At 71.0% G+C, this 16,536-nt stretch carries 12 protein-coding genes; all 12 read left to right on the forward strand.

What is annotated here, in order from left to right; translation table 11 throughout:
• Positions 1-244: 244 nt before the first annotated feature.
• The 12 genes from ACFP2E_RS15160 (at position 245) to ACFP2E_RS15215 (ending at position 16,488) form a co-directional block, all read left to right on the forward strand.
• On the forward strand, positions 245-1,270 hold the full coding sequence (locus tag ACFP2E_RS15160; RefSeq protein WP_378523646.1) for a zinc-dependent metalloprotease: 1,026 nt from the start codon (positions 245-247) through the stop codon (positions 1,268-1,270).
• Between the two features lie 10 nt (positions 1,271-1,280).
• Entirely contained in the window at positions 1,281-2,258 is a 978-nt protein-coding gene (tilS, locus tag ACFP2E_RS15165; protein ID WP_378523647.1) for a tRNA lysidine(34) synthetase TilS, read from the forward strand.
• A 370-nt stretch (positions 2,259-2,628) separates the two neighbouring features.
• Entirely contained in the window at positions 2,629-9,222 is a 6,594-nt protein-coding gene (locus tag ACFP2E_RS15170; RefSeq protein WP_378523648.1) for an Ig-like domain-containing protein, read from the forward strand.
• A 200-nt stretch (positions 9,223-9,422) separates the two neighbouring features.
• The gene (locus ACFP2E_RS15175; protein ID WP_378523649.1) at positions 9,423-10,139 is read left to right on the forward strand and encodes an Ig-like domain repeat protein; all 717 of its coding nucleotides are present in this window, start codon (positions 9,423-9,425) and stop codon (positions 10,137-10,139) included.
• 17 nt (positions 10,140-10,156) lie between these two features.
• Entirely contained in the window at positions 10,157-10,708 is a 552-nt protein-coding gene (hpt, locus tag ACFP2E_RS15180; protein WP_378523650.1) for a hypoxanthine phosphoribosyltransferase, read from the forward strand.
• Positions 10,709-10,830: 122 nt separating this feature from the next.
• Positions 10,831-12,936, forward strand: a complete 2,106-nt coding sequence (gene ftsH / locus ACFP2E_RS15185) for an ATP-dependent zinc metalloprotease FtsH (RefSeq protein WP_378523651.1) — start codon at positions 10,831-10,833, stop codon at positions 12,934-12,936.
• On the forward strand, positions 12,933-13,541 hold the full coding sequence (gene folE, locus ACFP2E_RS15190; RefSeq protein WP_378523652.1) for a GTP cyclohydrolase I FolE: 609 nt from the start codon (positions 12,933-12,935) through the stop codon (positions 13,539-13,541). Before ftsH ends, folE begins: the two co-directional genes overlap by 4 nt.
• A gap of 79 nt (positions 13,542-13,620) precedes the next feature.
• A complete protein-coding gene (gene folP, locus ACFP2E_RS15195; RefSeq protein WP_378524168.1) occupies positions 13,621-14,427 on the forward strand; it encodes a dihydropteroate synthase in 807 nt (268 codons plus the stop codon).
• Positions 14,424-14,825: a dihydroneopterin aldolase gene (gene folB / locus ACFP2E_RS15200; protein WP_378523653.1), complete on the forward strand. Its 402-nt coding sequence runs from the start codon at positions 14,424-14,426 to the stop codon at positions 14,823-14,825. The genes folP and folB overlap by 4 nt, the downstream gene beginning before the upstream one ends.
• Positions 14,822-15,391 carry a 2-amino-4-hydroxy-6-hydroxymethyldihydropteridine diphosphokinase gene (gene folK / locus ACFP2E_RS15205; protein WP_378523654.1) on the forward strand — a complete coding sequence of 190 codons (570 nt, stop codon included), beginning with the start codon at positions 14,822-14,824 and terminating at the stop codon, positions 15,389-15,391. The genes folB and folK overlap by 4 nt, the downstream gene beginning before the upstream one ends.
• Entirely contained in the window at positions 15,388-15,900 is a 513-nt protein-coding gene (locus ACFP2E_RS15210) for a DUF3180 domain-containing protein (RefSeq protein WP_378523655.1), read from the forward strand. The genes folK and ACFP2E_RS15210 overlap by 4 nt, the downstream gene beginning before the upstream one ends.
• A gap of 9 nt (positions 15,901-15,909) precedes the next feature.
• Complete coding sequence (locus tag ACFP2E_RS15215) at positions 15,910-16,488, forward strand: hypothetical protein (RefSeq protein ID WP_378523656.1); 579 nt, start codon at positions 15,910-15,912, stop codon at positions 16,486-16,488.
• Positions 16,489-16,536 lie beyond the last annotated feature (48 nt).

Genomic DNA, 16,536 nt, shown 5'->3' on the forward strand with positions numbered 1-16,536 from the left:
AAAGGAGAAGGTAAAGAATTCTGGGGACCCGCTCCAGTCGGTGGCTGAGGTGCGAGGCGCCCCGGCGCCGATCCTCCACGCCACGCAACCGTGGCAGGTCCGCACCCCACGATGCCAGGGGTCTCGACGGGCCCGACCTCCGTGGCGTCACCGGGTCTCGGCGGCTCGACCCCGTGGGGGGGGCGACGCGCCGTGGGCGGGACACCCGGGACCTGCGGTTGCCGGCCGCGCGTAGGGTCGCCGCATGAGCACCTCCATGGTCGACTGGGACCTCGCCGTGGCGCTGGGGACGCGTTTCGCCGGCGACGGCCCGACGGTCACCGCGGAGGAGGCAGCCGAGGCGGTGGCCGAGCTGCGCGCCGACGCCGAGCGCTCCACCGGCCTGGTCAAGGAGTTCACCGGCCTGGTCGCCGAGGACTTCACCGCCCCGGTGCTGGTCGTCGACCGGCCGGGCTGGGTGCAGGCCAACGCCGACGGCTTCGCCAAGATCCTCGGCCCCGTGATCGAGAAGCTCGCCGACAAGAAGGGGCCGCCGGGCGGCGTCTCCTTGGCGGTCGGCTCCCGGGTCACCGGGGCGGAGGTGGGCCTCCTGCTCGGCTTCCTGGCCGGCAAGGTCCTGGGGCAGTTCGACCCGTTCCACGACCCGTCGGGCCGGCTGCTGCTCGTCGCCCCCAACGTCGTGCAGGTCGAGCGGGAGCTCGGCTGCGACCCGACCGACTTCCGGCTCTGGGTCTGCCTTCACGAGGAGACCCACCGCGTCCAGTTCACGGCCGTGCCGTGGATGCGGGACCACCTCTTCTCCGAGATGAACGCCCTCGCCGACACCGTCGAGCCGAGCCGCTTCCTCGACGAGGGGCTCAAGCGGATCGGCGAGGTGGTCCGCGGCGGCAGCGGCAACCTCATGGAGGTGCTCGGCACGCCCGAGCAGCGCGAGATCCTCGACCGCGTCACCGGCGTCATGTCGCTGCTCGAGGGCCACGCCGACGTGGTGATGGACGGCGTCGGGCCCTCCGTCATCCCGTCCGTCGCCGAGATCCGCCGCAAGTTCGACAAGCGCCGCCGCGGCGTCGGCACCCTCGACAAGATGCTGCGCAAGCTGCTCGGCCTCGACGCGAAGATGGCGCAGTACCGCGACGGCGCCCGCTTCGTGCGGGGCGTCGTCGACCGGGTCGGCATGGACGACTTCAACGCCGTGTGGGAGCGCCCCGAGAACCTCCCCGGCAAGGCCGAGATCAAGGACCCCGACGCCTGGGTCGCCCGGGTCCTCTAGGTCCGGGGCCGTGACCCTGCACCCGGCCGTCGCGGCCGTACGCCTCGCCGTACGCCGCGGCCTCGCCGACGTCGACCCGGGTCGCACCGTGGTCGTCGCCTGCTCCGGCGGGGCCGACTCGACGGCGCTGCTGGCCGCCACCGTCTTCGAGGCCCGCAAGGCAGGCTGGCGGGTGGTCGGCGCGACGGTCGACCACGGCCTGCAGGATGGGTCGGCAGCGCACGCCGAGCGGGTTGTCGCGCGGATGGCGGCGCTGGGCGTGGACGAGACCGTGTCCGCGCGGGTCGAGGTCGGGGTCCGCGGCCTCGGCCCCGAGGCCGCCGCGCGGCAGGCCCGGTACGCCGTGCTCGGCGAGCTGGCCGAGCGGCTCGACGCGGCCGCCGTGCTGCTCGGCCACACCCGCGACGACCAGGCCGAGACCGTGCTGCTGGGCCTGGCCCGCGGCTCGGGGGGCCGGTCGCTGGCCGGGATGCGCCGCGCGTTCGACCGCTACCGGCGGCCGCTGCTCGACCTGTCGCGCGCCGAGACGCTGGCCGCGTGCGAGGTCGAGGGCCTCGAGGTCTGGGACGACCCCCACAACGCCGACCATCGCTACGCCCGGGTGCGGGTGCGCGACCGGGTGCTGCCGGTGCTCGAGGAGGAGCTGGGGCCCGGTGTGGCGGCGAGCCTGGCGCGCACGGCCGACCTGTTGCGCAGCGACATGGAGCTGCTCGACGACCTCGCCGACCAGGCCCTGGCGGGACTGGGGGACCGGCTTCCGGTCGCCGACCTCGAGGTGATGCCCGACCCGGTGCGCCGCCGGGTGCTGCGGCTCGCCGCGCTGGCGGCCGGGTCGCCGCCCGCCGAGCTCTTCCACGAGCACGTCCTCGCGATGGACGCCCTCGTCACCGACTGGCACGGCCAGCGGTGGGTCGACCTGCCCGGGCATCTGCGGTTCCTGCGCCGCGAGCGGATGCTCGGGTTCGAGCGTCAACCGGCCAGGTCGTGATCAACCGATAATCGGACACCGTCCCGAGCCACCTTGGCAAGGACCACGCCGGACCGACCGCGCGTCGCGATGAGAGGTCTGGACCGCGTATGACCCCAGTCGTTACCCGCAGGTAGTCACAACGGGTGGTTCGGCCCCAAAGCCCTTCCCCGCGACCGGTCGGCGGGAGTTGAATCCGCCCGCACGGCTGCGCGACTCGGCGGCACCGCGCCACACCAGCTCTGCACATACGGGGGAAGCAATGTCCTGGTATCGCCGCGCGCCCAAAGCGCTCCTGCTCGTCCTCACCAGCTTTCTGCTGGTCGTCTCCGCGCTGCCATCGATCGCGGGTGCCGCGACGACTGCAGCCAGTCGAACGGTCCAGGTTCTCGTGACGGACCGGGAGGGCGGTCCCCTCGACGGGATCGACGTCTCCCTGTTCCGCTGGAACGAGGCCGATCAATGGTGGGACTACGTCGACGGCAGCTGGGTGCGAACCGATGCTGGTGAAGCGACCCTGGAGATCGCTGAACCCGGCGAGTACGTCTTGGGCTACAACGACGACAGCGGGCAGTACAGGCCGGCGTTCGGAGACGGGACGCGCCACATGCCCGATCGGGGTGAGCCCGGCACCTTCACGATCGACGACTCGACGAGTGGATCCATTTCGGTGCACGCGAGGCTGACAGTCGCGCCGCCGACGACCTCGCAGATCACCGGCGTGGTTCGCGATCAGACGGGTCAGGCTCTGGACAACATCCAGGTGAGGGCGTTCGAGGTCGAGGGGAACCACGGCTACCAGGCGGTCAGCGAGCTGACCTACGCCTCGGAGACCCCCGGTGGGCCGCAGCACGGCTTCTTCCGTCTCCACGTCCCGGCCGGCGATTACTGGCTGAGCTTCGAGGTCCTCCCCGACGACGAGCGCGACCTCGGTTCGACCTGGCGTCCGGAGGACGGGGGCACGCTCACCGTCGCTGACGGGGAGACGTTGCACATCGACGACGTGACGATGCCGCGGCGGCCCGGGTCGGTCGAGGGCGCGGTCACCGACGAGCTGGGTCAGCCGCTCAATGGCGTTCAGGTTGAGCTTGAGAACGTCGACAACGGGCACACCTACTGGGCCCAAACGGGTCCGCGCTTCGCAGGCGACGAGACCCAGGCCGGCTTCTTCCGGCTCGACCTCCCCGCGGGCCGCTACACCGTCACGTTCGATGGCCGCTGGGTCGACGGGGAGACGCGATACGGGCGAGTCAGCTACAACGGCGGGGAGCCGGTCGACGTGGTGGGGCGTCAGACCCTCACGCTCGACACGGTCGCGCTGCCTGAGCAGGTCACGCGCATGTTCGGTGTGGTGCGTGACGAGGACGGGAAGCCGCTGGACGGCATCCAGGTCCAGGTGTTCTCCGAGGACGATCTCGACACTCCGGTGGCGACCGAGCTGACCTATGCCGATCCGCGTGAGGGTGGGGACCAGCACGGCTTCTACGGCTTCGAGCTGCCGCCCGGCAAGTACGTCGTCCGATTCTCGACGGTTCCCGAGGACGAGCGCGCTCTCGAGCCCAGTGAGCTTGGCCCGATTCGGCTTGAAGGGGGCGAGTCGCGGTGGCTTGGCGTTCAAACGATGTATCCCGCCAACGGCACGCTGACGGGTCGAGTGACGGACGCGGAAGGCTCTGGCCTCGGCGGACTTCGCGTGATCTTCCGCGAGGTCGATCGCGGTTATGCCTTCACCGCTCGGACCGGTGACGCCACCGCGGAGCAGCCCGGGTCATTCAGTAGGGCGCTCACCCCCGGCACGTACGCGGTGGAGGTTCGGGGCGGCAATGTCGATGGTGTCGCCTACAAGGGGGCCGCGTACCTGGATGGCGAGACAATCACTATCGCGTCCTTCGAGACCTTGGCATTGGGGGCGATCGCGCTCACCGCGCGCGAGACTGCAGTCGTTGAGGGTTCCGTAGTGGACACGGAAGGCATCCCGCTCGCGGCTCATCTCACGCTCTTCCGTGCGACTCCCGAGGGGTTGGAACGTCAGGAGGCAGTCTGGAGCGCCGGCGACCACCCCAGCGAGGCGGCCGATCTCCCTGCGCGATCTGCGACGGCGGCCGACGGCGTGAGCAACTACCGCTTCGACCACGTCGACCGCGGCGGTATCTACACGATTCGGGCCGTCCACGACGACGAGGTCCGGTGGCTCGGGGGTGCTGCCTCGGGCCGCGAAGCGGACACGTTTGAGGTGTCGGCCGACATCGAGTCCTACCGGGTAGACCCCATCTTCTTCGACCCCTGCCAAGGAGAGGTCATCAGCAACGGCACCGTCTCGCTCGGTGTCAACTGCCTTGGGCAGCTCAACCTGGCTGGCCCAAAGATCGGTCTGCAGTACGACGCGACCGGGAACGACGGCACGCAGGCCGGGTGCGAGTGCGAAGGATGGGGCGTCGCCGACGCAGAGTCACGTGTCAGAGGCTTCGCGAACAATAGCGCTGGCATCTCGAAGAACCTGATGCTCGAAGGCTTTGACGTCTCTGCCGATGGCAGGTCCGCCAAGTCGGTTGTGAACGTCGACGACACCTTCCGGGTCACCCACGTTTACGTGCCCTCGGAAGAGAGTGACAACGTCTACGACGTCAAGGTCAGCGTTCAGAACATCTCCGACGCGCCCATGGACCTTCGCTATCGCCGAGTCATGGACTGGGACATCGAACCGACGGCCTTCAACGAGTACGTCACGATGGTGACTGGCGAGGCCCGTGAGCTCGTCTACAACTCGAATGACGGCTTCGCGTCGGCCAATCCGCTGCGCAAGCCTTCCCGGAGAGGGCTCACAGGCGACTTCTCCGACGCGGGACCGGACGACCACGGTGCCCTGTTCGACTTCCAGTTCCCCGCGCTCGCGCCGGGTGAGACCCAGGAGTTCCGGACGTTCTACGGTGCTGCCGGTGACGAGCAGGCCGCTCTGGCCGGGCTCGCCGCGGTGAAGGCGGAGGCCTACTCGCTCGGACAGCCGAGCACCGAGGATGGGCCGACCCTCGGCACGCCGAACACCTTCCTGTTCGGCTTCGCAGGCGTGGGCGGCAGCCCCGTCCTGCGGCCGCCGACGGCGGTCGACGACACGCTCGACGCGATCAGCGGCGAGACCGCGTCCGTTGACGTCCTCGCCAACGACACCGATCCCGACCGCGGCGACGTGCTGTCGCTGGTGCCGGGCTCGGTCTCGGAGCCTGAGCACGGCTCCGTGACCTGCGAAGGCGGCGTCTGCAGCTACACCAGCGAGGCCGACTTCACCGGCACCGACCGGTTCACCTATGAGGTGACCGACGGCGCCGGCGGCACCGACGAGGGCGAGGTCGTGGTCACGGTCCATCCGGCAGCGGCTGCGGAGAACGTGGCCCAGCCGCAGGTCACGGGTGAGCCGCGCGTGGGCGGCCTGCTCACGACCTCTGACGGGGACTGGGACCGCGAGGACCTGGTCTTCGGGTACCAGTGGCTGCGTGACGGTCAGCCGATCGCGGGTGCCACCGAGCGCGACTACGTGCCGACGGTCGCTGACCTCGGCGCCGAGGTCGCGGCCCGGGTGACAGCCCGTCGCGCTGGTGCGGCGCCCGTCCCCGCCGACTCGACTGCCCTGCTGATTGAGAAGGGGACAGCGCCCGTCAGCACGCCGGGAGCGGGACCGTACATTCCGACGGCTCTCCGCGCCGGCGAGCGCGTCACGGCTCAGCCTGGGACCTGGTCCCCGACGGCGGACCGCTACTCCTACCAGTGGCTGCTGGATGGAGCCGCGATCGCCGGTGCGAACTCGAGGCACCACATCGTGCGCAGCGCAGATGTCGACGGGGTGCTGTCGGTGCGGGTCCTGGCACATCGGGCCGGCCACTCCAGCGGAGAGGCCACCTCCAACGGCGCCGACGTGCTCCGTTCGGCTGCGCCCACGAACTTCGTGAAGCCGTCCATCAGCGGCGTTGCCGCCGAGGCAGAGACGCTGGCGGCAGACCCAGGTGAGTGGTCGTTCCCGGACCGTCAGCTCGCCTTCCAGTTCCAGTGGGTCAACAACGGTTCGCCGATCCTTGGCGCGACCGGTGACACCTACACGGTCGCGTCCGCGGACGGCGTCGAGGCCGGGGACAGCATCTCCGTCTCGGTGACCGCAACCAAGATCGGCCACGAGAACGGTTCGGCCGAGTCCGACTCGGTCGTGGTCGGGTCCCGGGCGGCCGACAACCTCGTGGCTCCCGCACTGTCCGGCGAGGCGAAGGCCGGCAGGATGCTGACGATCGAGCCGGGCACCTGGTCGCCCGCAGATGTCGACCTCTCCTATGAGTGGTACGCCGTGCCCGGGTGGGCCGACGGCGACAGCGCTCGTGACTTCCGGTTCCGTCTGTGGGGGGTCGAGAGCGACTCCTACGAGATCCCGTCCTGGCTGGCCGGATACCGCATCCACGTCGAGGAGACCGCAGCCGGCGCCGCCGGTACGGCGCCCGTGACCGTGGCCTCAGCGCCCACCGGACTGGTCACGGACATTCCCGCGCTCTACAACGAGAAGAGCCCCGTCATCGCCGGGACGCCCAGGGTGGGCAGCCTCCTCACTCTCGACCTTGGCACCTGGGTCTCGTACGACCCCGATCGCCGGGAGGTCGAGCCGGACGGGTACACCTACGAGTGGTACGTCGGCGGTGACCGGGTCGGGACCGGTGACAGCTACACGCCGGTGGCGGCCGACGGCGGGAAGTGGCTCTCCGTCTTCGTCGCCGCCCGGAAGGCCGAACACCGTGACGGGTGGGGCTACGCCCACGTCGGCCGGATCCTGGGTGCCGATGAGGGGGTCGGCACGCTCGACCTGAGCGTGCAGCGTGCCACTGCGCCTCGAAACCCGGTCCAGGGAGCCTCCGTGACCGTCTGCCGAGTGCGTGCCTGGGACTGCCAGCACCTGACGACCAACGAGGACGGACAGGCGGTGGGCGCCGACGGTGCTGCCCCGACCCTGCTGGCCACCGACGCCGGAATCAGGTACTCCGTCCGGGTCGACGCCCCGTGGCGCAGCGATCTGTTCGGCACCGTCCAGGAGGTCGTGGTGCGGCGCGGCGAGGTCGCTTCGCTGCCGATCGAGCTCGAGGGGCTGGTTCCCATGCCGCCGTCGGCGGAGCTTCCCGACAGCGGTCGACGGTTCTACGACGAGGACGAGACGATCCCGTCTCTGTTCTACGCCACGTCGCAGACACTGCAGGTCAGCGGCTGTGCCGGCGTCGAGGACCCGACCTGGACCGTCGTCTTCAGCAACGGCGCCCCTTCCATGACCGGAACGATGACCGAGGACCCCGAGGGCCAGTACACGGGCACGATCCCCGGCTTCAGTGCGACGGGACTGGCGACCATCCAGACCAACGTGCCGGCCGAGATCGACGGTGAGTGTGCCGAGAAGCCGACCAGCTTCACCGTCTACATCGACCCGTCCGGCATCGTCGCTGACCAGTACGGCCGGCCGATCCCGGGTGCGATGGTGACGCTGCTCAAGGAGGAGAACGGTGCCTTCCTCCCGGTCGAGGACGGCGACGAGTCGGTGATGGACCCGACGGTGAACGTCGCCAACCCGTCCCGGACGACGGAGACCGGCTTCTTCCGCTGGGACGTCACGCCCGACGACTACAAGGTCTCCGTGTCAGACGCCCGCAGCGGCGGTGTCCTCTGCGACGTCACGACGACCAACGCGATGACGGTGCCGCCGCCGCGGCTCGACCTGCTCATCAAGGTGCAGTGCCCCGGTGCCCAGCAGCCCCAGCCGAAGGATGCGCCCGTGCTCACCGGCACGCCTCGCGTGGGACAGGTGCTCACGGCAACCCCCGGCGGGTGGAACGGCGGCCTGGAGCACGAGCGCATCGAGTGGGTGCGCGACGGTGAGGTCGTCGGGACGGGAGACAGATACACCCTGACCGGAGCCGACCAGGGCAAGAGGATCACGGTCCGTTCGATCGCGCGGCGTCCCGACTACGTGCAGGAGAACGGCACGGGCGCGGTCGTCGGCTTCGACCCGGTGTCGTTCGAGCTGCAGTCGGCGACCGTCGAGGCTGCCCCGGGCGGCGGTGGCGGCGGTGGCGGGACCCCGGAGCCCCCGCAGGCACCTAAGGCCACCGCATCCCCGTCCGTCACGGGCGTGGCCAAGGTCGGCCGCGTGCTGACCGCCCACCCCGGCACCTGGGACGTCGACGGGCTGGCCTTCGCCTACCAGTGGCGCCGGGACGGTGAGCCGATCGCCGGCGCGACCGGGGCGGACTACCGGGCCATGCCCGCCGACCGCGGCCGCCAGCTGTCGGTGTCTGTCACGGCCACGGCCGAGGGACGTCCCGAGGGCCGCGCAGCCTCGACCGCCGTGCTGGTCGGGATCGGCGACGCCGCGACCGCGCTCTCCTCGCCGGTGATCACCGGCGACACGGGACTCGGCGACACGCTGACCGTCAGCGACGGCAGGTGGGACGCAACCGGCCTGCAGTTCGGCTACCAGTGGTTCCGGGACGGCGAGCCCATCGCCGGAGGGACGGCCGCGACGTACGCCGTGACGAGGGCCGACCAGGGTCGCGACCTCATGGCCGTGGTCACCGCCGCGAGGGACGGGCACGCCGACGGGTCGGCGAGCAGCGACGAAGTGGCGGTCCCCGAGCCGCCCGCGTCGCCGACGCGGACCAGGGTCCGCATCCCGGACCCGGTCGTGCGGGCGGGCGAGCGAGCACTGGTCAAGGTCAACGTCAGCAGTCCTGGCAACAGGCCGGTGGTCGGTCAGGTGCGACTGCGCGTCGACGGCATGACGATGCGGACGGTCGACGTCGAGCGGTCCGACGACGGACGGTTGACGGTTCGGCTGCCACTGCTGAGTGCCGGCTCGCACCGGGTGCTGGCGGTGTACGCCGGGACCGAACGGTTCGAACGCTCCCGGTCCGAAGCGGTCGTCCTGAATGTCCGCAAGGCACACGGTCGACCCATGCCGTCGCTGGGCTGACTCACCGAACGGGGGCGGGGTCTTCGAGCCCCGCCCCCGGAAGGCGTCGGCCGGGGATGAGCGAGAAAGTGAAGAAATGGACGAAACGCCTCGAGGTAGCCGGCGGCGTGCCGATCATGTACTCGCTCCGCTCCCCCCCCTCCCGGCAGCTGCCGGGCCTCTCCAGGAGGCCTTCCATGGTCCGTTCGTCCTCTGTGCGAGTGTGCGCACTCGCTGTCTCGGCCCTCGGCCTGACCCTGTCCGGCCTCGCCGTCACGCCTGCCGCGGCCGCTCCTGAGCCGAAGATCTGGGGAGTGGTCGTCGACCAGGGCAACCGCCCGGTCCTCGACGTGACGGTCCAGGCGGTCAACCAGCGCGGCGTGGTGGCCGCATCCGACCTCTCCTACGACGACCCCGACGGCAACAGCGCCCCCCGGCCCGGCTACTTCGGCCTCTTCGTCGGTGGCAAGGGCACCTACGACGTGACCTTCTCCAAGAAGGGGTACTTCTCGAGGACCGTCGAAGAGGTCACCGTTGCGAGGGGAGGCTGGGTCCGCGCCCTCGGCGACGTGGTGCTGCAGCGCAAGCCGCAGGAGTCGAAGACCAGCGCCAAGCTCGCGGACAGCAGCATCACGACCTCGGAGAAGGGCAGGGTCACCGTGAGCGTCGGCTGTGACGACGTCGCCTGCGACGGCCTGGTGCCGACCGGCAAGGTGACCGTGACCAGCGACGGGGACGTGCTCGGCTCCGGGGTGCTGCGTCCTGCCAACAAGGGCAAGCTGACCATCGTGCTCGGGAAGCTCGGCAGGGGCAGCTACGCCCTCCGGGCGTCGTACAAGGGCGACGAGTTCCTGAAGGCCTCGGGCTCCCGGGCGGTCACCCTGAAGGTGACGAGGCCCAGCCGGACGCGCCCCAACGCGAGGGCCTGGATCGGCTGAACGTAGGCTCCCGGGGCATGGACGCATCCCACGTGGAGAACGACCTGGTCAACGTCCTCTTCACGGAGGCCCAGATCCAGGAGCGGCTCGGCCAGCTGGCCAAGGACATCGAGGCCGACTACGAGGGGCAGGACCTCCTCATCGTCGGGATCCTGCGCGGTGCGGTCATGGTGATGGCCGACCTCGCCCGCAGCTTCAGCCGCCACATCGAGATGGACTGGATGGCCGTCTCGTCGTACGGCTCCGGCACCAAGTCGAGCGGCGTCGTCCGGATCCTCAAGGACCTCGACACCGACATCTCGGGCCGCCACGTCGTGATCGTCGACGAGATCATCGACACCGGCCTGACGCTGTCGTGGCTGACGTCCAACCTCAACTCCCGCGAGCCCGCGAGCGTCGAGATCTGCACCCTCCTGCGCAAGCCGGAGGCGCTGCAGATGCCCGTCGACGTCAAGTACGTCGGCTGGGACATCCCCAACGAGTTCGTCGTCGGCTACGGACTCGACTACCGCGAGCGGTACCGCAACCTGCGCGACATCGGCACGCTCGCGCCCCACGTCTACTCCTGAGCACCCTCCGGTCCGGCGCCGTCCGGTCGGCCCTCCGGTTCCGCCGCATTTCCTGAGAGAATCGTGATTGCCGACGACGTGTACCGTCGTGGGTTCAGCAGATCCTGATTCGAGAGAAGCCTGTGAAGCGCATATTCAAGGGTCCGTGGGTGTGGAGCCTGCTCGCCGTCATCGGCGTGCTCCTCGCCCTGCAGTACTTCGCCAGCGGCAGCGAGTACGACGAGATCACCACGTCCCAGATGAACGACTACATCGCCTCGGGAGAGGTGAAGGAGCTCACGTTCATCGACGGCGACCAGCAGATCCGGGCCACCCTGGACGACTCGGTCGACCGCGAGGGCGGGCGCCAGGTCACGTCGTTCTGGCTGAGCGAGACCCAGGACGAGCTCGAGGCCCTCGTCTCCGACCAGGTCGAGGCCGGCGAGATTGAGGAGTACAACACCGAGGTGCCGAAGCCGAGCGTCATCGGCTCGATCCTCGCCACGGTGCTGCCGTTCCTGCTGATCATCCTGGTCTTCCTGTGGCTGATGAACAACGTGCAGAGCGGCGGCGGCCGCGGCGTCATGCAGTTCGCCAAGTCGCGCGCCAAGCTGATCTCCAAGGACATGCCGAAGTCGACGTTCACCGACGTCGCCGGCTGCGAGGAGGCCATCGAGGAGCTCGGCGAGATCAAGGAGTTCCTCCAGGAGCCCGCCAAGTTCCAGGCCGTCGGCGCCAAGATCCCCAAGGGCGTGCTGCTCTACGGGCCCCCGGGCACCGGCAAGACGCTGCTCGCCCGCGCCGTCGCGGGTGAGGCCGGCGTTCCCTTCTACTCCATCTCCGGCTCCGACTTCGTCGAGATGTTCGTCGGTGTCGGCGCCTCCCGGGTCCGCGACCTGTTCGAGCAGGCCAAGGAGAACGCCCCCGCTATCGTCTTCATCGACGAGATCGATGCCGTAGGCCGCCACCGCGGCGCCGGCATGGGCGGCGGCCACGACGAGCGCGAGCAGACCCTCAACCAGCTGCTCGTCGAGATGGACGGCTTCGACGTGCGCGGCGGCGTCATCCTCATCGCCGCGACCAACCGGCCCGACGTGCTCGACCCGGCCCTGCTGCGGCCGGGCCGCTTCGACCGCCAGATCCAGGTCGACGCTCCCGACCTCAACGGCCGTCACCTGATCCTGAAGGTCCATTCCCGCGGCAAGCCGATGGCCGAGGGCATCGACCTGATGAGCGTGGCCCGCCGGACCCCCGGCTTCACCGGCGCCGACCTGGCCAACGTGCTCAACGAGGCGGCGCTGCTGACCGCCCGGCAGAACCAGAAGCTCATCAGCAACGAGTCGCTCGACGAGGCGATCGACCGGGTGATCGCGGGCCCGCAGCGCCGTACCCGCCTGATGAGCGAGAAGGAGAAGCTCATCACCGCCTACCACGAGGGCGGCCACGCCCTCGTCGCCGCGGCGCTCCCCGGCACCGACCCGGTGCACAAGGTGACGATCCTGCCGCGCGGCCGGGCGCTGGGCTACACGATGGTGCTGCCCGACGAGGACAAGTACTCCCAGACCCGCTCCGAGATGCTGGACAAGCTCGCCTACATGCTGGGCGGCCGCGCCGCGGAGGAGATGGTCTTCCACGACCCGACCACCGGCGCCGGCAACGACATCGAGAAGGCCACCAACCTGGCCCGCGCGATGGTCACCCAGTACGGCATGACCGAGCGGCTCGGCGCGATCAAGCTCGGCGAGTCCAACTCCGAGCCGTTCCTCGGCCGCGACCTCGGCCACGCCCGGAACTACTCCGAGGACGTCGCCGCGGTGGTCGACGAGGAGACCAAGCGGCTGCTCGCCGACGCCCACCAGGAGGCCTTCGACATCCTCGAGGAGAACCGCGACGTCCTCGACGCCCTCGTGCTGGCGCTGATGGACAAGGAGACCCTCGACAAGGAGGAGGTCGCCCGGATCTTCGAGCCGCTGCGGCGGCGCGAGGCGCGGCCGGCCTGGACGGGCTCGCCCCACCGCATCCCGTCGACGATCCCGCCGATCGAGGTCCCCCAGGAGATTCGCGACCGGGCCGTCGCCAACGGCGCCCGCGGGGCCGACGGGGCCAACGGGGCCGACGGTGCCGACGGTCACGGCGAGGGCGGCGTCATCATCACGCCCCCGGGCGCCGGCGGCGACGTCCACGGCGACCCCGGTCTCGGCGTGCCGCCGAGCGAGCCGCCGGGTCCGTCGGGCGAGGGTCCGCGATGACCGACCCGATCCACCTCCCGCCGCGGGACGACCTCCCCGACTTCGACCACGAGCGGGCGGAGCGGGCGGTCCGCGAGCTGCTGCTCGCGATCGGCGAGGACCCCGAACGCGACGGCCTCAAGGACACCCCGGCGCGCGTCGCCCGGGCGTACGCCGAGCTGACCGGCGGGCTGCGGATGAAGCCCGAGGACGTCCTCACCACCACCTTCGACCTCGGTCACGACGAGATGGTGCTGGTGCGCGACATCGAGCTGTGGTCGATGTGCGAGCACCACCTGGTCCCCTTCACCGGGGTCGCGCACGTCGGCTACATCCCCTCGGACTCCGGCAAGATCACCGGGCTCTCCAAGCTGGCGCGGCTGGTCGACGTCTACGCCAAGCGCCCGCAGGTCCAGGAGCGGCTCACCACGCAGGTCGCCGACGCGCTCATGGAGATCCTCGAGCCCAAGGGCGTCATCGTGGTCATCGAGGCCGAGCACCTGTGCATGACGATGCGCGGGGTGCGCAAGGCCGGCGCCCGCACCATCACCTCCGCGGTGCGCGGCATGATGCACAACGCCGCCACCCGGGCCGAGGCGATGGCGCTGATCCACCGCAACCACTGAGCCGGGGAGCCTGGTGGACACCCCCCTCGGACGCGACCCGACGCCCGCGACCCGGCCCGCGGCCGCGCTGCCGCGGCTGATGGGCGTCGTCAACGTCACCCCCGACTCGTTCTCGGACGGCGGCCGCTGGGCCGACACCGACGCCGCCGTCGCGCACGGCCTCGAGCTGGTGCGCCAGGGCGCCGACGTCCTCGACATCGGCGGCGAGTCCACCCGCCCGGGCGCCACCCGGCCGCTGATCGAGGAGGAGCTCGCCCGCGTCGTCCCCGTGATCAGCGCGCTTGCCGGTGCCGGGGCCACCGTCTCCGTCGACACCATGCGCGCCGAGGTGGCGCGGGCCGCGGTCGAGGCGGGCGCGACCATCGTCAACGACGTTTCCGGCGGGCTCGCCGACCCCGCGATGCTGCCGGCCGTGGCGGACGCGGGCGTCACCTACGTCGCGATGCACTGGCGCGGCCACAGCGACCGGATGCAGGAGCGGGCCGTGTACGACGGCCCCGGCGGCGCCGTGGCGGGCGTGCGCGACGAGCTGGCGGGACGGGTCGACGCGATGCTGGCGGCCGGGGTCGCCGCCGAGCGGATCGTGCTCGACCCGGGCCTCGGGTTCGCGAAGACCGCCGAGCACAACTGGGCGCTGCTGCGCGGCTTGGCGGAGCTGCGCGGGCTCGGCCACCCACTGCTGGTCGGCGCGAGCCGCAAGACGTTCCTGGGCCACCTGCTGGCGGACGAGGACGGCACGCCCCGCCCCGTCGACGACCGGGAGGCCGCCGGCGTGGCGCTCAGCGTGCTGCTGGCCCGCGAGGGGCTCTGGGGGCTGCGCGTGCACGACGTACGCGCCCACCGCGACGCGCTGCGCGTCGTGGCCGCGATGGGAGGAGACCCGTGACCGAAGATCTCGGCAGCACGCCGATCGGGACCGACGAGCTGAGCGTGACGGGCATCGAGTGCTTCGCCCACCACGGCGTCTTCGAGGCGGAGCGGCGGGAGGGCCAACCGTTCGTGATCGATCTCACGATGGGGGTCGACTCCACGCAGGCGGCGTCCTCGGACGACTTGCATGACACGGTCGACTACGGAAGTCTCGTCGCCGCGGTGAAGACCGCCGTGGAGAGAGATCCGGTCGACCTGATCGAGACCCTTGCCCAGCGCGTCGCGGACGTCTGCCTTTTGGACGCCGGGGTTCAATGGGTCCGGGTCACCGTTCACAAGCCGGAAGCACCCATCGACGCGACGTTCACCGACGTCGCCCTGACGATCACCCGGAAACGCGAGGGCCGACCGTGACTGAGACCCCCAACCCGCACATCGTCGACGCGGACACGCTCACCGGCGAGATGCGTCCCATCCGCCGCGTGGTGCTCTCCCTGGGCTCCAACCTGGGCGAGCGGAAGGTGACCCTGCAGGGGGCCGTCGACGCACTGGCGGACACCCCGGACGTGTGGGTGACGGCGGTGTCGGCGGTCTACGAGACCCAGCCGGTCGACAGCCCGGAGGACGCCAAGCCCTACCTCAACCTCGTCGTGCTGGCCGACACCACCCTCGCCGCCAACCGGCTGCTGGACCGTGCGCTGGCGATAGAGGACGCCTACGGCCGTGAGCGCAGCGACGTCCACAACGCGCCCCGGACGCTCGACGTCGACCTGATCGTGGTGGGCGACCGCCGCGCCGACGAGGACTCGCTGCAGCTTCCGCACCCGCGCGCGCACGAGCGGGCCTTCGTGCTCCAGCCGTGGCACGACCTCGAGCCCGACGCCGTGCTGCCCGACCACGGCCCGATCGCCGAGCTCCTGGAGAAGGTCGACCGGTCGGGCGTCACCCGCCGCGACGACCTGACCATCGAGCTGCAGTGAGCCGCGACCCGTCCGACGACGAGCTGTCGGAGGACGGGCAGCCGCCCGAGCCCGAGGGGCACCTCGAGCCGACGCCGCCGCGGGCCCTGCTGCCGTGGGCGGTCGCCGGCCTCATCGGCGGCTGGCTGCTGCGGCCGCTGGGGGAGCGCGCCCTCGGCACGGCGCCGATCGTGACGTGGCTGCAGCCGATGGGGCTGCTGTTCGTCACCGCGATCCTCGGGGCGACTGCGTGGCTGACCTGGCGCACGGTGCACGTGCGCCGCGAGTACCTCGAGCCTCACCGGGCCGTGAACCGGCTGGTGCTGGCGCGGGCCTGCGCGCTCGTGGGCGCCCTGGTGGCGGGGGCGTACGCCGGCTACGCGGTCAGCTGGCTGGGCGTCGACACCGAGCTCGGCACCCAGCGGGTGTGGCGCTCGGCGGTGGCCGCCGTCGGGGGCCTCGGCATCGCCGTCACGGCACTCCTGCTCGAGCGCGCGTGTCGCGTCCGTTCCGGGCCCCGCGAGCCCTAACCTGAGAACATGGCTTCCCCTCAGGCTCGTCGACGACAGCGGAGCGCCAGGCTCACCGTCGCTGTCGCACTGATCGTCCTCGCGGCGTCGGCAGTGGCCGGCGCCGTCGTGCACGGAGCGTGGCTCGTCGTCACCTCCGCTGCGGTCCTCTCGGTGGCGCTCGGGGCCGCCGCCACCCGGATCACCCACTCCGAGCTGATGCAGACGCGGCGTGACGCCGCCCGCGACCGGGCCGAGCAGGCCCAGGCCTACCGCGAGCTCACCGAGCAGCGCACCGCCGAGCACCACACGTTCGCCACGAGCATGCGCCAGCGCGTCGAGCGCCAGGAGCACGCCCTGGGCGAGCTCGAGCAGGCGCTGACCGCCGCCCAGAAGCGCGCCGTCGACGCCACCCGCAAGTTCAACGCCGAGGCGCGTCGCGCCGAGGTCGCCGAGAAGCACGGCCGCGAGACCCTCGCGCGTCTCGAGGCCGCCGAAAAGCGGGCCACCGAGGCAGCGCTGCGGGTTGCCGAGCTCGAGAAGGAGATCGACGTCCTGCAGGCCGAGCTCCTCGCCTGGGAGCAGGCCCCGGTCGTCCGCCACGCCTGATCCGGGCGCGCGGCTCGCGCCCGAAAGCCCCACACACGAAGCCACCCG

It is taken from the genome of Nocardioides sp. GCM10027114, assembly GCF_042659625.1.
Taxonomy (GTDB): Bacteria; Actinomycetota; Actinomycetes; order Propionibacteriales; family Nocardioidaceae; genus Nocardioides.